The sequence below is a fragment of the Pseudomonas morbosilactucae genome (genome assembly GCF_023241665.1).
Taxonomy (GTDB): domain Bacteria; phylum Pseudomonadota; class Gammaproteobacteria; order Pseudomonadales; family Pseudomonadaceae; genus Aquipseudomonas; species Aquipseudomonas morbosilactucae.
Window position 1 is genome coordinate 1 of sequence record NZ_JALQCX010000017.1, and the last position, 18,946, is coordinate 18,946.

Annotated in this window: 15 protein-coding genes; 6 read left to right on the forward strand and 9 right to left on the reverse strand. The window is 62.9% G+C overall.

The annotated features are described in order from the left end of the window. On the forward strand, positions 1–734 hold a 734-nt coding region (locus M1B35_RS10895; RefSeq protein ID WP_268261934.1), incomplete at its 5' end, for an aldehyde dehydrogenase family protein. 49 nt (positions 735–783) lie between these two features. Here M1B35_RS10895 and M1B35_RS10900 read toward each other — a convergent pair. The 8 genes from M1B35_RS10900 to M1B35_RS10935 all read right to left on the reverse strand — a co-directional run bounded on the left by M1B35_RS10900 (position 784) and on the right by M1B35_RS10935 (position 10,887). Next, positions 784–1,659 carry a LysR substrate-binding domain-containing protein gene (locus tag M1B35_RS10900; RefSeq protein WP_268261935.1) on the reverse strand — a complete coding sequence of 292 codons (876 nt, stop codon included), beginning with the start codon at positions 1,657–1,659 and terminating at the stop codon, positions 784–786. A gap of 255 nt (positions 1,660–1,914) precedes the next feature. Further along, positions 1,915–3,093, reverse strand: a complete 1,179-nt coding sequence (locus M1B35_RS10905; RefSeq protein WP_268261936.1) for a hypothetical protein — start codon at positions 3,091–3,093, stop codon at positions 1,915–1,917. A gap of 83 nt (positions 3,094–3,176) precedes the next feature. Beyond that, on the reverse strand, positions 3,177–4,823 hold the full coding sequence (locus M1B35_RS10910; RefSeq protein ID WP_123331797.1) for a dipeptide ABC transporter ATP-binding protein: 1,647 nt from the start codon (positions 4,821–4,823) through the stop codon (positions 3,177–3,179). Between the two features lie 2 nt (positions 4,824–4,825). Beyond that, entirely contained in the window at positions 4,826–5,662 is an 837-nt protein-coding gene (locus M1B35_RS10915) for an ABC transporter permease (RefSeq protein ID WP_123331799.1), read from the reverse strand. Then, positions 5,659–6,612: an ABC transporter permease gene (locus M1B35_RS10920; RefSeq protein WP_123331801.1), complete on the reverse strand. Its 954-nt coding sequence runs from the start codon at positions 6,610–6,612 to the stop codon at positions 5,659–5,661. Before M1B35_RS10920 ends, M1B35_RS10915 begins: the two co-directional genes overlap by 4 nt. Positions 6,613–6,692: 80 nt before the next feature. Further along, positions 6,693–8,321: an ABC transporter substrate-binding protein gene (locus tag M1B35_RS10925; protein WP_268261937.1), complete on the reverse strand. Its 1,629-nt coding sequence runs from the start codon at positions 8,319–8,321 to the stop codon at positions 6,693–6,695. Positions 8,322–8,728: 407 nt separating this feature from the next. Then, positions 8,729–9,955, reverse strand: a complete 1,227-nt coding sequence (locus tag M1B35_RS10930) for a M24 family metallopeptidase (protein WP_123331805.1) — start codon at positions 9,953–9,955, stop codon at positions 8,729–8,731. 50 nt (positions 9,956–10,005) lie between these two features. Beyond that, positions 10,006–10,887, reverse strand: a complete 882-nt coding sequence (locus M1B35_RS10935; protein WP_123331807.1) for a HalD/BesD family halogenase — start codon at positions 10,885–10,887, stop codon at positions 10,006–10,008. Between the two features lie 141 nt (positions 10,888–11,028). Here M1B35_RS10935 and M1B35_RS10940 point away from each other — a divergent pair, with 141 nt between their 5' ends. After that, a complete protein-coding gene (locus M1B35_RS10940; RefSeq protein WP_123331810.1) occupies positions 11,029–11,943 on the forward strand; it encodes a LysR family transcriptional regulator in 915 nt (304 codons plus the stop codon). Here M1B35_RS10940 and M1B35_RS10945 read toward each other — a convergent pair. Further along, positions 11,881–13,122, reverse strand: coding sequence for an MFS transporter (locus M1B35_RS10945; protein ID WP_123331812.1), 1,242 nt, complete (start codon positions 13,120–13,122; stop codon positions 11,881–11,883). The genes M1B35_RS10940 and M1B35_RS10945 overlap by 63 nt on opposite strands. A 359-nt stretch (positions 13,123–13,481) precedes the next feature. On the opposite strand from M1B35_RS10945, the gene M1B35_RS10950 reads away from it, so the two are divergent. The 4 genes from M1B35_RS10950 to M1B35_RS10965 all read left to right on the forward strand — a co-directional run bounded on the left by M1B35_RS10950 (position 13,482) and on the right by M1B35_RS10965 (position 18,872). Continuing rightward, on the forward strand, positions 13,482–14,417 hold the full coding sequence (locus M1B35_RS10950) for a LysR substrate-binding domain-containing protein (protein WP_123331814.1): 936 nt from the start codon (positions 13,482–13,484) through the stop codon (positions 14,415–14,417). Between the two features lie 357 nt (positions 14,418–14,774). Further along, complete coding sequence (gene aldA / locus M1B35_RS10955) at positions 14,775–16,199, forward strand: aldehyde dehydrogenase (protein ID WP_268261938.1); 1,425 nt, start codon at positions 14,775–14,777, stop codon at positions 16,197–16,199. 143 nt (positions 16,200–16,342) lie between these two features. Further along, a complete protein-coding gene (locus tag M1B35_RS10960; RefSeq protein ID WP_268261939.1) occupies positions 16,343–17,653 on the forward strand; it encodes an MFS transporter in 1,311 nt (436 codons plus the stop codon). A 1-nt stretch (position 17,654) separates the two neighbouring features. After that, complete coding sequence (locus tag M1B35_RS10965) at positions 17,655–18,872, forward strand: mandelate racemase/muconate lactonizing enzyme family protein (RefSeq protein ID WP_123331820.1); 1,218 nt, start codon at positions 17,655–17,657, stop codon at positions 18,870–18,872. The last annotated feature ends 74 nt before the right edge of the window (positions 18,873–18,946 follow it).

Genomic DNA, 18,946 nt, shown 5'->3' on the forward strand with positions numbered 1-18,946 from the left:
TGCTGATGCGCCAGGCCGCCGATACCTTGAAAAAGGTCTCCCTGGAACGGGGGGGCAACGCGCCCTTTATCGGTGTTCATGATGCTGACCTGGAGGCCGCCGTCAAAGGCGCCATGGCTTCCAAGTTCCGCAATACCGGGCAGACCTGCGTCTGTGTCAACCGCTTCTTTATCCAGGATGGGGTGTACGACACGTTCACCGCCAAGCTGGCCGAGGCGGTGTCGGCGATGCGCGTCGGCAGTGCCCTGGACGGCGAGACCGAACAGGGCCCGCTGATCAATGCGGCGGCCTTGGCCAAGGTCGAACTGCACGTCGGCGATGCCCTGGAGAAGGGCGCCAAGCTGCTGTGTGGCGGTCGCCGGCACGCCCTGGGAGGTACCTTCTTCGAGCCGACCATTCTCACCGACGCCAGCAGCGACATGTTGATCGCTCAAGACGAAACCTTTGGCCCGGTGGCTGCCTGTTTCCGTTTCCGCGACGAGGCTGAAGTGCTGCAGCGGGCCAACGACACGCCCTATGGTTTGTCGGCCTATTTCTACAGCCGTGACATCGGCCGCGTATGGCGCATGGCTGAGGGACTGGAGGCGGGCATGGTGGGGATCAACGAAGGCATTATCTCCACCGAAGTGGCGCCCTTTGGCGGAATCAAGGAGTCCGGGTTAGGGCGCGAAGGCTCCAAATACGGCCTCGACGATTACCTGGAAATCAAATACCTGTTGATGGGCGGCCTCTGAGTGTTATGCCCTTGCTTGCAGGCACTGGCATACCGGTGTCTGCAAGCGTTCAGGGATTGCTCACCAGGCTCAGCCATTCGGTAAACAGCCGCACCTTGGACAAGCCCTGCTTGTCGTTCGCCACATCCAGCCAATAGCCATAAGGGCCCAGCACCTCCACCGGGGTGATGGGCAACAGACTGCCATTGGCCAGCTCCCGTTCGATCATTTGGCGGTCGATTACCGCCAGCCCGCCACCGGCCAGGGCGGTGTGGATCACTTGGTCCAGGGTGCTGAATTCCAGGCCGCTGTCGGCGGCCACATCGTCCCGGCCCATGGCCGCTAGCCAGTGCTCCCAGACTTGCAAGCGCTTGCCGTCGTGCAGGATATGCAGCAGCGGAAACTGCTGGAGGTCCGGTGCCCGGCCGTCCACGAACAGTTCCGGGCTGGCCACGGCAATGTGCCGTTCCATCACCAGCAAGCGGCTGCTGCAATGGCTGGCGGGCGCCTGGCCGAAACGGATCTGGCAATCGCTTTCGGCCAGGCTTTCGTGGCCGCTGGGTTGGGTCACACTGAGGTTGATGTCCGGGTAGCGTTGGCAGAAGGCACGCAAGTGCGCCGAAAGCCAGCGAGTGGCCCAGGTGGGCGGTGCGAGGATCCGCAGGCGCTGCCGCAGGTTGGGCACCCGCTGCGCCTGCAGGGCCCGCTCCATATGGTCGAAGGCTTCCCCTAGCTGGGGCGCCAGGGTGCTGCCGGCTTCGGTCAGGGACAACCCCTGGGGTGTGCGCACGAACAGCGCCAGGCCGAGGTAATCCTCTAACTGCTTGATTTGTCGGCTGACAGCGCCCTGAGTCACGCTCAGGCTCAGGGCGGCCTGGCCGAAACTGCGGTGTCGGGCGACTTCCTCGAAGACCCGCAGCATGTTCAAAGAAGGTAATTGGCGCATAAACGGCTGCTCCGCATCAGAAGATTGTGCAAACCCAACGCCCATCGCCGGCAAGCCGGCTCCTACAGAAGGGCTGGCCGCAATATCGCCACCGCCACCACGCCCGCTGTTGTAGGAGCTGGCTTGCCAGCGATGGGGCCCTCAAGATTGCCATCGCCGGCAAGCCGGCTCCTACAGAAGGGCAGGCCGCAATATCGCCACTGTCACCACACCCGCTGTTGTAGGAGCTGGCTTGCCAGCGATGGGGCCCTCAGGTCAGAAGTAGTAGCCGATGTTCATGTACAGCTGGTTCTCCCACTGGTCGCTGCCCCCGGCGCCGAGGCTCTGGGTGTAGCTGCTGCCGCCGATGTAGGGGTCGTTTTTGCCGAACAGCCATTCGGTGGCAATCCACAGTTTGCTCACCGAGAACGAGGTGCCGAGGATCATCCGTTGGGAGGTCTTGAATTCGCTGGCGGATTTATCGAAGGCGCTGTAGTTGGCGTACAGCTTGATGCCGCTGACCTGGTCGAACAGGTACTTGCCGTCCACGTCATAGCTCAGGTCGGCCACGTACAGGTTGCCGCGGCTGGCGATGTTGAAGGTGCCGTCGTAACCGCCCAGGGTCACCAGTTCATCGGTGCCCGGGTTGCGCGGCGACATCTGCTGCCGCGCCGCCTGCAGTTGCACGCCCCATGGGCCGTTCTTGCCCAGGTAGTGCACGGCCACGGCGTTGCGTCGGCCGTCGTCGTGGGTGTCGTTGTTCTTCAGGGTGGAGGTCAGCCCCGAGACACCCACTTCGGACTTCCAGTCCCCCAGGTCCAGGGCCTTGGCCACTCGCAGCACCACGGTGTTGCGTTCGCGGTTGTCGCTGCCGTTTTCCACGTAGCTGTCCGCCGAGGACACCACGCTGGAATAGGTACGCCCATTGCTGGTGCCCTTGCCTTGCCAGGCCGGGCGCAGGTAGTAGCCGGTCTGGATGTTCCAGTCGCCCACTTGCTGGATGTACTTGGCACCGATCTGCTCGACGTCTTCCAGGCCCACTACGTTGCCCAGGGTTTCGTAGAAAGTGCTGCCGAAGTACGGCTGCAGGCCGAACGGCACCTGGTTCAGGCCCACTTGCACCTGCTGTTCGGGGTTGAATTTGTAGCCGATCCAGGCGGTTTCGGCGAAGGCCACGTCACCGACATTGTTGGTGTATTGGTAAGGGTAGGCGCGGCCGTAGAAACGGTATTTGGCGGCGCCGATCCAGCTGTCTGAGCTGTATTTGGCAGTGAGGAACGCGGTGTCGAAGTTGAACTTCTGGATGTCCCGGTCCGGGTCGTAGTCCCAGCGGGCACGGACGGCGCCGCCGAGGTCGAGGTTGTCGGTGACCTGGATCGCCAGGGCCGGGGCGGCGAGGGTGCCGAGGACCGGAATCAGGGCCAGATGACGCAGTGCGCGAGTGTGTTGATGCATGGGTTGACTCCCGAGTTGTGTTTTTTTGGCAGCAGTGAGCCCGGCCGCGGCAAACACCGCGGCAACGGGGAGGAGGTGCAAGGTCAGTGACGTGAAGGCTGGATCAGTCTCAAAGGTGGTTCATGGGGGGAGGTGGGGATCGCCTTGGCCCCCGGCGCGGCGGCCAGCAGGGTTTGGGTGTAGGGGTTCTGCGGCCTGAGCAATACCTGCTCGGCGCTGCCGTATTCCACCACTTCGCCCTGGCGCATCACCGCGATGCTGTCGCTGATCTGCGCCGCCACCCGCAGGTCGTGGGTGATGAACAGAATGCTCAGGTTCAGCCGTTGCTGCAGTTCGGCCAGCAGCTCCAGCACCTGTTTCTGCACCGAGACATCCAGTGCCGATACGCTTTCATCGGCGATCAGTACTTCCGGGCGCATGGCCAGGGCCCGGGCGATGCCGATGCGTTGGCGCTGGCCGCCGGAGAACTGGCGGGGCTTGCGGTTCAGGGCGTCGCGCTTGAGGCCCACTTGTTCCAGCAGGTCACCCGCTTCGGCCCAGGCGTCCTTGGCCGACAGGCCGCGCAGCCGGGCGGCGCGAGCAATGATGTCGCCGACTCGATGACGCGGGTTGAGGGAGCCGTAAGGGTCCTGGAAAATCATCTGGATGCGCCGCCGGTTGGCCGCCAATGCCGCGCCGCTCAATGCCAGGAAGTCCGTGTCGCCGACCCAGACATGGCCGCTGTCGCTGTCCACCAGGCGGATCGCCGCCTTGACCAGGGTGCTCTTGCCTGAACCGGACTCGCCGACAATCGCCAGGGTCTTGCCCCGTGGCAGTTGCAGCGACACATCGCGCAGGGCCTGGACCTTACGTCCGCCGACGTCGTAGACCTTGTTCAGGCGTTCGATGCGCAAGGCCAATTCGCCGTCGGCACAGGGCGCGTGCAACTCGGGATAGAGCGCCGGCACCGCGGCGATCAGCTTGCGTGTGTAGGCGTGGCGCGGCGCATTGAGCACCTGGTCGCGCTCGCCGATCTCCACCAGGCGGCCGCCTTCCATCACCGCGATGCGGTCGGCGATTTCCGCGACCACGCCAAAATCGTGGGTGATAAACAGAATGCCGTGCTGGCCGCGCCCGCGCAGGTCACGCACCAGTTTCAGCACCTGGGCCTGGGTGGTCACGTCGAGGGCCGTGGTCGGTTCGTCGGCAATCAGCAGGTCTGGGTTCATGGCCAGGGCCATGGCGATCACCACCCGCTGGCATTGGCCGCCAGACAGCTGGTGGGGAAAGCTGTTGGCAATGCGTGGCGGGTCTGGCAATTGGGTTGATTCGAGCAGCGCCAGCATGCGCTCCCGACGTTCGTCCGCCGGCATCTTAGGAGCATGAATAGCGAAGATTTCCTCGACTTGGCGGCCAATGCGGATGGCTGGATTAAGGGCCGCCATGGGCTCCTGGAAAATCATCGCGATGCGGTTGCCGCGTAACTGGCGCAGGGCCTCATCGTCCATGGCACAGATGTCCTGGCCGAGAAAATCGATATGCCCTGCGCTGTGGCGCAGGCCCTTGGCGTAGTCACCCATGATGGCCGCCGAGAGCACCGACTTGCCTGAGCCGGACTCGCCGATCACGCAGAGGATTTCGCCCTTGCGCACTTCCAGGCTGATGCCCTGCACCGCATGGCTGCGGTCGGCGCCGGCCGGCAGTTCGATGGACAGGTTGTCGACCCGCAGTACTTGAGAAGAGGTGTGCATGCTCAGCTCCTTGCGCCTTTCTGTGCGTGTTCGTCGAGGCCGTCGGCCAACAGGCTCAGGCCCAGCATCAGGGTGGAGATGGCAATGCAGGGGAAGATCACCAGGTGCGGGAAGGCAATGGCCATGCTCCGGCCTTCGTTGATCATGCCGCCCCAATCCGGGGTCGGGGGTGGCAGGCCGAGCCCGAGGAAGCCCAGGGCGCCGATCATGATCGCGGTGTAGCCGATGCGCAGGCAGAAATCGACAATCAGCGGGCCGCCGCAGTTGGGCAGGATTTCCACCAGCATGATGCGCAGCGACCCTTCGCCCTGGGTGATGGCGCTGAGCACGTAGTCCCGCGAGCGGATGTCGATGGTCAGGGCGCGCATGATGCGAAAGATCGCCGGGGCGCTGGTGAAGGTCACCGCAATCAGGATGTTCAGCGCCGAGGCGCCCAGGGCAATGATGATCACGATGTACAGCACCAGCACCGGGAACGACAGCACGGTGTCGGCGACATAGGACAGCACCGCATCGACCCAGCCATTGAAGTAGCCGGCGCACAGGCCCATGGCAATCCCCACCACAAAGGCGGTGAGGGTGGCCAGGGTCGACCAGAACAACACGGTGCGGGTGCCCCAGATCAGCCGCGAAAGGATATCGCGGCCGAGCATGTCGGTGCCCAGCAAGAAAACCTGGCCACTGCCGTCATCGCTCAAGGGCGTGAGCAGCGGGGTGAAGCTGGCCAGGGGGTCATGGGGCGCCAGCAGCGGCGCGAACAGGGCCAGCAACACCCAGCCCCCCACCAGCAACAGGCCAACGGCCGCCAATGGACTTTTGAATGCGTGGAACAGCTTCATTGGGCACTCCCCCCAAGGCTACGCAAGGTGATGCGCGGGTTGAGCCAGGTGTAGGCCAGGTCGGAGAAAATCTTCGTCACTCCGACCACCAGCCCACTGATCATGGCGCAGGCTTCGATCAGGTAGACGTCGTGGTTCAGCGAGGCGGTGTAGAGCAGCGAGCCGAATCCCTTGTAGGCGAAGAACACCTCGACCACGATCACGTTGGACAGCAGCCAGGGGATGTACAGCATGATCACCGTGACTGGCGCGATCAGCACATTGCGCAGGGCGTGGCGCAAGACGATGCGCGAGGTCGAGGCGCCCTTGAGCCGCGCGGTGCGGATGTAGGGCGCCTGCATCACTTCGACCATCGAGGCACGGGTGATCCGCGCCAGGTAGCCGACCCCGAACAGGCACAGCACCAGCAGCGGCATGACCAACTGCAGCCCGCTGAAGCCGTCGCTCATGCTGCTCACCCCCGGCAGCCAGTTGAGCCAGAAGACAAAGATCGCCGAGACGAACACCGCACTGGCGAAGTCCGGGATCGAGGTGGTGACGATGGACAGCAGCGACACCAGCCGATCCACCGTGGAGCCCTGGCGGATGCCCGCCAGCACGCCGAGGGTCAGGGCCACCGGCACCATCACCAGTAACGCCAGCCCGGCGAGGATCAGGGTTTGCCCGAGGTTGGGCAGCAGCAGGTCGAGCACGGGTTCGCGAAAGTGCACCGAGGTGCCCCAGTGGCCGCTGACGAAGTCTTTCAGCCACACCAGGTAGCGCCAGATAAAGGGTTGGTCGTAACCGTGTTCAGTGAGCCAGGCCGCGCGTTGGTCGGCGGCGGAGTAGGGGCCCAGGACGTTGATCGCCACGTCTTCGATGTTCAGCTCGAGGGCGATAAAGACAATCAGTGACACCGACAGCAGGGTTGCCGCCAGGGTCAGTAGCTTGCGCCACAGGAAATCAGCCATGTTTGCACGCTCCGGCCAAGGTAGGTTGCCGGCTCGCCGCACCCTTGACGGTGGGCGAGCTTGTTCTTGCAAGCGCGGGATCAGGCGCTCAGCCAGGTCTCGTTCATCGGGTAGAAGTCCGAAGGGTGGACCTTGAAACCCTGGACCTTCTGCGCGGTGGCGGTGAACTTGTCACCCCAGAACGGCTGCACCATGACGCAGGCGTCCTGCAGGATGCGCTCCACGCTTTCCATGGCCTGGGCCCGTTGTTTGGGATCGACGATGCCCATGGCCTTGTCCAGGGCGGCATCGAAGGCCGGGTCGCTGTAGTGGCTTTCGTTCCAGGCGGCGCCGCTGCGGTAGGCCAGCTCCAGGGACATCACCCCCAGCGGCCGATGGGCCCAATAGGTGAGGCTGAAGGCGGCCTTGTCCCAGATCGGCCAGTACTGGGTGGCGGGGATCACCTTGAGGTTGATACGAATCCCGGCTTCGGCGCAGTTCTGCTGGAGGATCTGTGCGCAATCCTGCTCGTAGCGGCCCTGGGTATTGCCGACGATCAGGTCGATGTCGATGCCTTTGGCATGCCCGGCTTCGGCCAGCAGTGCCTTGGCCTGGGCCACGTCGCGCTGGCGCTTGGGCAGGGGGAAATACTCGGGGTGCGACGGGGCGACGTGGTGGTCTTCGCCCAGGGTGCCCATGCCGCGATAGGCAATCTTCAGCATCTGCGCGTTGTCGGCGCACAGGGCCACGGCCTTGCGGATGCGCAGGTCATCGAAGGGCTTCTGGTCCACGGCCATGCGCATCACCACGGTCTGCGCCGATTTGCAGGTCAGCAGCTTGGCATTGGGCATGCGCTTGGCCAGGTCCAGTTCGGCTACGGTGACCCGGTACAACACGTCCACTTGCCCGGCTTGCAGGGCCGCCAGTTGGGTCGAGACGTCAGTGCCCATGTCGACATAGCGCAGCTCGTCGAGGTGCGCCGGGTTGCCCCAGTAATCAGCGCGCTTGGTGAAGGTCGCCTGCTTGTTGACGGCGAACGACGCCAGTTTGAAGGGGCCGGTGCCCAGCGGGTTTTTCGCCCAGTCGTCACCGGCCTTGAAGCTACGGTGGGCGATGGCGCAGGTGAAGGCGTTGAGCATCTCCGGAATCGCCAGGATCGGCCGTTTGAGCACCAGTTTGAACTGGTAGGGGCCGAGTTTTTCGAAGGCGCTGATGTCCTGGAATGCGGTGCGGTTGACCGACTTGGAATCGGCGGCGATCCAGCGCTGGATGTTGTGCTCGACATCGTCGCAGGTGAAGTCGTCGCCATTGCTCCACTTGACGTTCTGGCGCAGGTTGAAGGTCCACTCCTTGAGGTCGTCGGAGGGCTTCCAGCTTTCGGCCAGGTAAGGGTGGGTGATGTTCTCGGCATCGACCCAGGTCAGGTATTCCAGGCTGTTGCGCATCAGGTTCGAGGCTTCGATCCAGGTGATCAGCATCGGGTCCTGGATTTCCTGGATGGCGCAGGCAAACCGCAACGTGCCGCCCGGGCGCGGCGTTTCCGCGGCCAGGGCGCTGTCACTGAACAGCGCCGAGCCGATAAAACTGCTGGCGCTGGCGGCAGTGATGCCTAACAGGGCGGCGGTGCGCAGGAATTGGCGGCGGTTGATTTCGCCGCTCCGGACCTGAGTGCACAGGTCGTCTACGGCTGGATGCGGCGTGGAACCGTCCAGTGTCATGAGCTCTTTCATAAGCCTCTCCGATACTTGGCAAAGATGCGTTTTTCGACTGGCTGCCAGCAGGATGCAGCGCCAGGCGCGGTCGGTTTTCGGGTGCGCGAAACGGTCAGCGGCGCAGGCTAGGGAGCACCGCGCAACAGGCGTGAAACCGGCAGGAGAACGGATTGCAAAGAATTCAGGAGGAAGGAAATGGGGTAGGACATTGGGCAGCTCTCATGTTGTTTTTATTAGATATGCCAGCAGTTTTGTCATCCTGGGCGGGATGGACAAACGATAAATTCAGCGTCCGACCATTCTTAAAATGCATGTTACTGAGCGCGAGCCGCCTACCTCGGCGAATCGCCGCCTGTGGGCCACAGCCGGCCAGCGCTGGCGCATTCACCTCCGGAGCCTCCCGGGTACCAGCGCAGGCCGGGCTTTCAACGTGGCAGCAGGCGCGCGTCGAACGGGTAGTCCGAGAGCAGTTCGATGCCGTGCTCGTGGATGTACACCTGTTCTTCGAGCTTGACCCCTTCGCCCCCCGAATCGTGACCTATGTAGCTTTCCACGCAGATGGTCATGCCGGCCTCGAACACCCCGTCGTAACCCAGGGCGTCGATGTCTTCACGGTGCACCACGTAAGGGTATTCACCGGTCATGCCCACCCCGTGCACCAGGGCGAAATAACGGTTGGCCTTGTAGTGGTCGGGTATCTTCCAGGCACGCTCGGCATACTCTTTGAAGCTGCGTCCGGCCTTGAGCATTTCGATGTTGGTCTGCACCTGCTCATAGGCCAGTTTGTACAGCTCTTGCTGGCGGGCTGTGGCCGCCTGTTCGCCGCAGAGGAAGGTTCGGGAGAAGTCGGCGTAGTAGCCGAAGCGGCCCACCACGTCGGTGTCCAGGGCTACCAGGTCGCCGGCCTCAATCGGTCGGGTGCTGCACTCCTGGAACCATGGGTTGGTGCGTGGCCCGGAGGACAGCAGGCGGGTTTCCACGTAGTCGCCATCGGTGGCGATCACATGCTGGTGCAGGTGCGACCACAGTTCGTTCTCGGTGATGCCGGGCGCCAGTTTGCTTTCCATCAGACGCACCCCGGCTTCGGTGGCGCGCAGGCTGGCGCGGATCATCTTCAGTTCGTTGGGCACCTTGATGCAACGTGCCCGCTCCAGGGGTTCCTGGGCATCGAAGATTTGGTAGCCGAGTTTTTGCAGTTCAAAGGCGGCGGCCGAAGTCGCGCTTTCAATGGCGATGCGTTTGCCGCCGCCACACTGGCGCACCAGCTCATCGATTTCCGCGGCCCAGTCGGCGGTGACGTTGCCCAGGAAGCTTTCGCAGAAGTAGTAAGAGATGGCCTTGGCCGGACGCACTTCGTCGACGGTGTTGAGGGTTTCGGCCAGGTGCAGGCAACCGCCGAATTCAAACACCACCACCGGGCCCTCGGCCGGAATAAAGGCGTAGCGGGCTGGGTTGCGCGCCGAGTACACCTGCATATTGCGCGAGCCGGTGGCGTAGCGCATGTGGGTGGGGTCGAACAGCACGCAGGCGGCGTAGTCGCGTTTTTTCAGCTCATTGCGCACCCGTTGCAGGCGGTCCAGCTGGATCTGCTGGATTTCGTCATAGGTGGGTTCGCAATCGGCGGGGTTGCGGTTCGGGCCGGACAGACTCATGGGGTGTTCCTCGCAGGGCAAATACGGTTTTTTAGTTTTTTGGGGGGAAATCAGTCGAGCAACTGGTCGCTGCGGACCAGGTTGCGTTCGGCTTGCAGGTGAGCTTCGGACAGGCGTCCGTACAGCTGCTTGGTGCGCTGGGCACGGCCGATGATCCCGGGCTTTTCGGAGTAGGCGAATATCGCCGTGTTGCGTTCGATGGTGCCTTCGACTCGGGTCACCCGGTGCACCGAGAAACGGCCCTTGAAGATCTGCAAGTCGCCGGGGTTGAGTTCCAGTTCCTGCACCCGGGAGCGGTCTTCGCCGCGCACCACCTTGCCCACCGCCCCGAGGTTCTCCTGGGTGCGCGAACGGATCATCGGCGCGTATTCGAAGCGTCCGCCCGCTTCGGGTTTCTGGGTCATCATGCTGACAATGAATTCGTTGGTGTCGAAGTGCCAAGGTTGCTCGGTGCCTTCGGGCATCACGTTGATCACCAGCCCGGCAAAGGGGTCTGCGTATTCGAAAATCTCCGGCTCGTCCAGGCAGGCGCCGATAAAGCGTTTCATCATTGGCGACACGTAGAGGCGGTGGATGAGGGCGTCGGGGGCGATCATGTCCCGGGTGACAAAACCGCTGGTGCGCTCCATGAATGTGCGGCGCGGATCATCCTGAGGCAGGTTCTCATCGTCTTCGGTGAAGTAAGCGTTGACCTTGCGCACCGAATAGAAGGTTTTGCCCGACAGCGCCTGGCCTTCGGCGCGGGCCTGTTCCAGCACCTCGGGGCGCAGGAAGTCCTTGAGCAGGCAGCAGCCGTCCTCGGCCAGTTCCGCCCGGGCGTGTTCGATCAGCGCTTGCAGTCCGACATGGCCCGAATCATGTATGGGATAACGCTCGGTATTGACGATATCGCTGATATCACCCACTTCGGCATCGGCAAGTTGCAGACTCATTACAGACTCCTGGATATATAAGTAACGGTGGTTCCAGAGAACGCCCTGAATAGCGAATCGGGGGTGACTTGATAGTTGCTCAAGGAGGCAGGAAGTGGAAATTACAAGTTGTGATCGAATCCATCGGCAGGTGCGATAGTTATGTCAGGTCAACTGGATGGGACTTTACTTAAAGTCTTTATCGCTATTATCGAGTGCCAGGGGTTTTCCGCGGCGGCCGAACGCCTGCATAAAACCCAATCCACCATCAGCCAGAGTTTGCAGCGCCTGGAAGAGATGGTCGGTACGCCCTTGGTCAATCGCACCAGTCGTTCACTGAGCCTGACCCCCAGCGGTGAGACCTTTCTGATTTATGCCCGGCAGATCCTCAAGCTGTATGAGGACGCAATCAGCGCCACGCAGCGGCCCAACGATTCGCCGAGCATTCATGTCGGCATGCCTGAGGATTACGCCGAATATTGCCTGGCCGGGGTCCTGCGGGATTTCCAGGGACGTTTCCCTCACGTGCGCCCGGACATTTGCTGCGAAATGTCCACGGCCTTGGTGGGGCGCTTGCAGCGCGGCGAACTGGACCTGGTGCTGGGGGTGCAACACGCCCACCTGCAACCGGGGCACTACTTGTGCGACGAGCCGCTGGCCTGGGTGGCCGACGAAAACTGGTGTGGCGACGAAGGCGCGTCGGTGCCGCTGGCGGTGTATGCCGAGGGCTGTGCCTTTCGCGCCAATGCGGTGCGCGCCCTGGCGGCGGCCGGGCGGCCCTGGCAGGTGGTGTACACCAGCCAGAGTCCGCGGGGTATCGGCATCGCCATAGAAAGCGGGCAGGCAGTGGGGGTGACCGCACAGCGCCTGGTGCCGCCCGGTTGGCGGGTGTTGGGGGCGGCCGAGGGGTTTCCGCCGATCGAGCCGGCGGCGCTGATGTTCTGGCGTTCGAGCCAGTGCCGGGAGCCGGCGCTGGATGCCCTGGTGGAGATCCTCTGGCGTCAGCTGGGCCCTTCAGCCTTGCTCGCGCACCCCTTGCCCGTCGGTTTGGCGTCGGGCCATCAGGCCCAGCAATAGCAGGCTGGCGCCGGCCCAGCCAAGGATCCAGGCGTGCACCAGGGCGAACTGCTGGCTGGCTTGCAGCAGGGCGCCGCACAGGCTGTTCGCGGTGGCGCTGCCCAGGCCATAGCCGACCATGCTCAGGCTCACCACTTGCAAGCTTTGCATCGCGCTCAGGCGGGCGCTGAGGTAGGCCGCCATCAAGCCCCAGGCCGGGAAATAGAACAGCGCGAACAAACCGGCGGCGACCCAGGTCAAGGCCAGCGACGGCAGGCATAGCAGGCCAAACATGGCCAGGCCGAAGGCGCCGAGGCTGCCGCCCATGACCCGCAGCGCGCCCCAGCGATCGGCCAGGGTCCCGAGGAGCAGACCGCCGAGCACGCCAGCGGCGCCGATCAGGGTCCAGAGCGAGCCGGTGGTGCGCGCGTCAGCCCCCAGGCGTTCGCTGGCAAAGGCCGAGAGGAAGTTGAGGAACGGCCCGCTGATGGCGCCTATAAAGGCGCTGAGCAACAGCACGTGCAGGGCCACCGGGTATTCCAGGCACAAACGCAGCCATTGGCGCAGCACGTGGTGCAGCGAGGGCGGGCGGTGGCTCGGCAGCCGGTCGTGAGGCTGCTGGCCCAGCGGCGCCAGCGCCCAGCAGGTCAGCAAGGCAACCAATAAGGTCAGCCCGGCACAGATCAACCAGAACTGCCTGAGGCTGATGCCCTGCAACCAGGCAATCAGCAGGCCATTGAGGCAGATGGCAAAGGCCGCGCCGGACGATGCCAGGCCCAGCACGCGGCTGCGGTGGGAGGCGGGAATGACCTCGCCGGCGAGGGCGGCGATGGCGTTCCAGTTGGACACCGCGCAAGCCGATACCAGCGCGAGGCACAAGGCGAACGGCAGCACCCAGGGCGTGGCCACCGCCAACGCCAGCAGGGCAGGGCTCAAGACAATGGTCAGCCGCACCATGGCGCGAGGGCTGATCCAGGCCGCGGCGACGCCGCTGGCGATCGAGGCGCCCATGTAAAACAGTTGCAGCAACGCCGCAATGGCGGCGGCCTGGCTGTAACTCAGGCCGAACACTTGGCGGATCTCCGGTAACAACGCCGAATATAAAAAGATGCTGAAGCCGTGCGTGGTGGCATTGCAGGCGGTAAAGATAAGTGCCAGGACGCCCACACTTCTAGAGGGAGAATATTGAAGGGCTGGCATAGTGGAAGTTCACTCTTGGTTAATGATTAAGTGCGGCATGATGGGGCGAAGTAATAGGGCGCGCCCTATAGAAGGGCGCAGGTTGGAAGTGTTGTTTTTTTGGTGGTTCAGCCTAGCGCTTATAAATGAATAACAGCCAGTGCTTAATAGTCATGAATGACTTGCGAAATACTCATGCCAGGTTGCTGTTTGCGACTCTTTTATCGCTATAAACGACCGATTGCCGTTGCCTTGGGTGATCGCCGTCCAGCACGGGTGAGGTGATGGGGGCAGGCAACACAAAAATGCATGTTACCGAGGATTTTTCCTCGGCCCCGTGCGATGCTCTGCGCCTTCATCGGCCGCCACGAGAGACTGTCTTGAAACGCAAGATGCCCGCGCTCAATGCGCTCAAAGCTTTTGAAGTCGCCGGCAGCACCGGCAGTTTTACCCGGGCCGCCGAGTTGCTCAACGTCACCCAGAGCGCGGTCAGTCGACAGGTGCGCCAACTGGAAGAACAGCTGGGTGAAAACCTCCTGGAGCGACGCCATCACCACCTCGAACTGACCAGCGCCGGGCGTGTGCTGTTGCGGGCCTTGCACCAGTCGTTCGACAAGATCGAGCTGACGGTGCGCAGCATCCAGCAGAAGTCCCACTCCAACCGCTTGCACATCAACGCGCCACCGACCTTCACCAGTCGCTGGCTGTTGCCGCGCCTGGGGCGCCTGCGGGAACAGCACCCGGAGCTGGAACTGAGCATCACCACGCGCCTGCAGGACAGCCTCGCGGAAACCAGCACCCTGGATTGCGCGATCCGTTTCGGCGACGGCGAATGGGATGGCCTGGACAGCTCGCTGTTGATCCAGGAGCGGCACATTGCGGTTTGCGCGCCCTCGCTTTACGCCCGCGAGTGGGGCGAGCGCGGCATTGACCTGAACCGCCTGACCCTGTTGCACGTGCTGGCCCGCGAAGACCAGCGCTACCTGACCTGGAAGCACTGGCTGGACGCGGCGCGAATCACCGGGGTGGATACCCAGGGCGGTTACGAATTCGATCTGCTGGACCTGGCCATTCGCGCGGCCATCGATGGCTTGGGCATCAGCATTGCCGACTGGCACATGGTGGCGCCGGAGCTGGCCAATGGTCAGTTGACCCAGGTGCTGAATGTGCACGTCGAGGGCCATCAATCCTATTGGTTGGTGACTCGCCCGGAGCAGACTCTGATGCCGCAATTGCAGGTGTTCAGCCAATGGTTGCAGGAAGAAATCTGGCTGGCGCAACGCCAGTTGGAGCCTTCCACCGCTGCGACCCCTTAAGCACTGTCGACCCTCTGCGCCGGCCCTTGGCATGCCAGGGGGCGGCCGCGCCCCAACGCCATGGTCGGTCTGCCTGCGTCTGCGTCAGTAATGTGCGTTTTTCGAATGTTTGTCCGCGCAATTAATCGTTTGTTCTCCCTTGGCGGCAGGACAAAACTGCTGGCTACTCACATAACAACAACCTGAGTGCCAAGCCATGCCTTATTCGGCCCCTGTCGATTGCGTTTTCTTGCGCCTTGCGCTGCTGCCCACAACGGGTTCTGCGGCGGTCAGATCGATCCACACTCTTTAAAAGGAGGCGCCTGGATCCGCTTCAGGCCGCTTCAGCCATTCCTGTAACAACGATGGGCAATCTCCATGCGACTCGAGCGAAATTTTGTTAATGGCCACTTCATCGAACCTGCCAGCAGCGCAGTGATCGCGGTGTATGACCCGGCCACCGAGGCCCTGGTCGGCCAAGTCTGCGCGGCCACCGAGGAGGAGGCTCGCGCTGCGGTTGATGCCGCGGCCGTGGCGCAGAAAACCTGGGGCAAGCTCACCAGCATCCAGCGCGCCGAGCACTTGCGAGCCTTTGCCGACGCCCTGGAGGCTGGCGCCGAAGACATCGGCCGGGCCCTGGCCGCCGAGTCCGGCAAGAGCCTGATCGATGCCAGCAACGAAGCCCGCTATGCGGCGCAGATCACTCGCTACCACGCTGAATGGGCGCGGCGCATCGAAGGCGAGATCATCCCCAGCGACACCCCGGACGAGAGCCTGTTCCTGCATCGCGAGCCGATCGGCGTGGTTGCCTGCCTGATTCCATTCAACTACCCGGTCTACACTTTGCTGCGCAAAATCGCCCCGGCGCTGATTGCCGGCAACACCGTGGTGGTGCGCCCGAGTAACAACACCCCGACTTCGGCGTTCGAAATCGCCAAGGCGGTGCAGCGTGCTGGCCTGCCCGCCGGGGTGGTGAACATCCTGACCATGAACCACGCCACCGCCGCCACCGTTTGCACCCACCCGGCAGTGGGCCTGATCACCTTGACTGGTAGCGTCAATGCCGGACGCATTGTCCTGGATTACTGCAAGGCCAATATCGCCAAGCCGTCCCTGGAACTGGGGGGCAAGACCCCGGCAATCATCGAGGCCGATGCCGACCTGGAAAAGGCCGCCAGCGACATCGTCGGTTCCAAGACCACCCACTGCGGCCAACTGTGCACGGCGGTGGAGCGGGTGTATGTGCACGAGCGCGTGCATGAGCGATTCCTGGCCCTGTTGAAGGCCAAGATCAGCGCCGTGAAGTGGGGTAACCGCGCTGGCGATCCGAGCCTGATGGGGCCGTTGGTCAGCGCCAGTTCGCAACAGAATATCCATGCCATGGTGCAACGTGCGGTCGCTGCGGGTGCGGTCCTGGAGTGCGGCGGTGTGCTGCCCGAAGGCCCGGGGCATTTCTACCCGCCGACCTTGCTCAGCGGCTGCCGCCAGGACATGGAAATCGTCCAGGAAGAAATCTTCGGCCCGGTGTTGCCGGTGCTCGTGTACCGCGACATCGATGAAGCCCTGGCCCTGGCCAACGATCACCAGTTCGGCTTGTCCTCGGTGCTCTATACCGAGAACTACCGCACCACGATGAAGGTCGCCAACGCCATTGAGGCCGGTGAGCTGTACGTCAACCGCACCCCTGCCGACCCCTATCAGGGGTACCACGCGGGCTGGAAACGCTCGGGCCTGGGCGGCGATGACGGCAAGCACGGGATGCTGGAGTTCACCCAGACCCGCCTGGTGGTCATGAAGTATTGATTGAGAGCCGCAGCCAGTTTCAAGCTGCAAGTGGCAAGCAGGGCGCGCTAGGTTGACTTGCCGCTTGTAGCTTGAGGCTTGCAGCTGCCTCTATAACAACAATTATCGGGGTGCCCGCACAGTGGGTGCTCGAGGTCTTCAAGATGTCCAAGCCTGCACCTGTTGCCCAGGGTTTTAATGCCGCGCCCGCGGCCCAAAGCGACAAGACCAGTCGCTATGTCCAATTGCTGTTGTTGGTGCTGGCCGCCGGGGCGATCTACCCGATCCTCTACCTGCGCCAGGTCTACCAGACCACCATGCTCGAAGTGTTCCAGATCAATCACAGCGAACTGGGCTATCTGTATTCCATGCTCGGCACCATTTTTCTCCTCAGCTACTTGCCCAGCGGCTGGCTGGCTGACCGTATCGCACCACGCTTTCTGATTTTCTTTTCCTTGGTGGCCACCGGCGCCTTGGGCCTGTGGTACTCCAGCGCGCCTTCGCTGACGTCCCTGATGATCATTTTCGGTTGCTGGGGGCTGACCACCGGCTTGACGTTCTGGGCTTCGGTGCTCAAGCGGGTGAAGATGATCGCCCAGCATTCCGAGCAGGGCCGCTTTTTCGGCATCCTCGATGGCGGGCGCGGCCTGGTCGAAGCGTTGCTGGCCACGGTGGCCCTGGGGCTGTTCGCCCTGGCCACGGAAACCCGTGGCGAGTCGGCGGCCGAAGGGTTCAAGCACGTGGTGTACCTGTATGCCTTCACCTGCATCGCCATCGGTTGCGTGCTGGTGTTGATCAAAGACCCCAAGTCCATGACCGACACGGCGCCGGTGGAGCAGGGCAAGTACAACCTGCTCAGCGATCTGGCCACCCTGGTGAAGATTCCTGAACTGTGGCTGGTGACCGCCATTGTGTTCTGCGGTTACCACATTTTCTGGGCCACCTACAGCTTCTCCGACTACCTGCAGGGCAACGGCATGACCGCCGTGATGGCCGGCACCATCACCACCATCAAGCTGTGGATGCGCCCGATTGGCGGCATCGGCGGCGGCTGGCTGGGTGACCGTTTCTCCAACGTTTCGGTGCTGATTGTCGCGTTGTTGCTGGCGACCCTGAGCATGGCTGGGCTGATTGTGTTCCCAAGCCTCAACAGCCTGGGCCTGCTGATCGGCACGGTGATCTTTATCGGCCTGATGACCTATGCGATCCGCGGGCTGTACTGGGCCATTCTCGACACCTGCAACATTCCGCTGCGCATCACCGGCCTGGCCATCGGCATTGTCTCGGTGGTCGGTTACTTGCCGGACACCTTTATCCCGCTGATCAACGGCTACCTCACCGAACAGTTCCCCGGGGCCCTGGGTTACCAACTGTATTTCGGCTACATCGCTGCAGTCGGCCTGCTCGGCACCTTGGCAGCCCTGGCATTGCGCGCCCGTATCCACCGTAAACCTTCGAACCAGACAGGTGCCTGAGATGAAAATCGTCGCCCTTGAAACCCATATCGTCGCCGTACCGCCACCCCATATCGGCGGCATGTACTGGCTGTTCGTCAAACTCAAGACCGCATGCGGCATCGAAGGCGTCGGTGAGATCTATGCCGCGACCTTTGGCCCCAAGGCCATGCTGCCGATCATCGAAGACGTGTTCGAGCGTTACCTGCTGAACCAGGACCCGCACCATATCGAGCGCTTCTTCCGCCAGGCCTATTCCAGCGGTTTTACCCAGCGTCCGGACCTGACCATGATGGGCGTGGTCAGCGGCCTGGAGATGGCCTGCTGGGACATCATCGGCAAGGCCGCGAACAAGCCGGTGTATGAGTTGCTCGGCGGCAAGGTCAATGAACGCCTGCGCTCCTACACCTACCTGTACCCGGTCAACAACCGTGGCGAGTACGACTACGACGACCCGGACCTAGCCGCCGAATGCGCCATCGAAAACATGAACAAGGGCTTCACGGCCGTCAAATTCGACCCGGCCGGCCCCTACACCGCGTACTCCGGGCACCAGATTTCCCTGGAGGTGCTGGAGCGCTGCGAGACCTTCTGCCGCAAGATCCGCGAAGCAGTGGGCGACCAGTGCGACCTGCTGTTTGGCACCCACGGGCAGATGGTGCCGTCGTCGGCGATCCGCCTGGCCAAGCGCCTGGAGAAATACGACCCGCTGTGGTTCGAAGAACCGGTGCCGCCGGGCCAGGAAGACGCCATGGCCCAGGTGGCGGCCAAGACCAGCATCCCGATTGCCACCGGCGAGCGCCTGACCACCAAATACGAGTTCTTCAAGCTGCTGCAGGCCGGTGGTGCGTCGATTCTGCAGATGAACGTGGCGCGCTGCGGCGGGCTGCTGGAGGCGAAGAAAATCGCCAGCATGGCCGAGGCCTACTACGCGCAGATCGCGCCTCATCTCTACAACGGGCCGATTGGCGCGGCGGCGAGCTTTCAGCTGGCCACCTGCACGCCGAACTTCCTGATCCAGGAAAGCATCATGACCTGGGGCGGTTTCCACGCCGAAGTGCTGACCAAGCCGCTGCAATGGGAGGACGGCTACATCATTCCGTCCACCGAGCCGGGGCTGGGGGTGGAGCTGAACATGGAGGTGGTGCGCAAACATTCGCCCTACACAGGCGAGCGCCTGCACCTGCAGATGGCGGCCACCCCCGCCGACGTCAAGGACACTTCGCCGGCCAAGGGCTGACCCCGATCCCGCCCGACTACGGGCGGGGCATGGCACCTGATGCGGGTGCCTTCAACATGACTGACGCGGTAACC

Excerpts from the sequence above, each read along its gene's own strand:
- M1B35_RS10900 (WP_268261935.1), bottom strand. The coding sequence starts at position 1,659 with ATGCGCCAATTACCTTCTTTGAACATGCTGCGGGTCTTCGAGGAAGTC.
- M1B35_RS10905 (WP_268261936.1), bottom strand. The coding sequence starts at position 3,093 with ATGCATCAACACACTCGCGCACTGCGTCATCTGGCCCTGATTCCGGTC.
- M1B35_RS10910 (WP_123331797.1), bottom strand. The coding sequence starts at position 4,823 with ATGCACACCTCTTCTCAAGTACTGCGGGTCGACAACCTGTCCATCGAA.
- M1B35_RS10915 (WP_123331799.1), bottom strand. The coding sequence starts at position 5,662 with ATGAAGCTGTTCCACGCATTCAAAAGTCCATTGGCGGCCGTTGGCCTG.
- M1B35_RS10920 (WP_123331801.1), bottom strand. The coding sequence starts at position 6,612 with ATGGCTGATTTCCTGTGGCGCAAGCTACTGACCCTGGCGGCAACCCTG.
- M1B35_RS10925 (WP_268261937.1), bottom strand. The coding sequence starts at position 8,321 with ATGAAAGAGCTCATGACACTGGACGGTTCCACGCCGCATCCAGCCGTA.
- M1B35_RS10930 (WP_123331805.1), bottom strand. The coding sequence starts at position 9,955 with ATGAGTCTGTCCGGCCCGAACCGCAACCCCGCCGATTGCGAACCCACC.
- M1B35_RS10935 (WP_123331807.1), bottom strand. The coding sequence starts at position 10,887 with ATGAGTCTGCAACTTGCCGATGCCGAAGTGGGTGATATCAGCGATATC.
- M1B35_RS10940 (WP_123331810.1), top strand. The coding sequence starts at position 11,029 with ATGTCAGGTCAACTGGATGGGACTTTACTTAAAGTCTTTATCGCTATT.
- M1B35_RS10945 (WP_123331812.1), bottom strand. The coding sequence starts at position 13,122 with ATGCCAGCCCTTCAATATTCTCCCTCTAGAAGTGTGGGCGTCCTGGCA.
- aldA (WP_268261938.1), top strand. The coding sequence starts at position 14,775 with ATGCGACTCGAGCGAAATTTTGTTAATGGCCACTTCATCGAACCTGCC.
- M1B35_RS10960 (WP_268261939.1), top strand. The coding sequence starts at position 16,343 with ATGTCCAAGCCTGCACCTGTTGCCCAGGGTTTTAATGCCGCGCCCGCG.
- M1B35_RS10965 (WP_123331820.1), top strand. The coding sequence starts at position 17,655 with ATGAAAATCGTCGCCCTTGAAACCCATATCGTCGCCGTACCGCCACCC.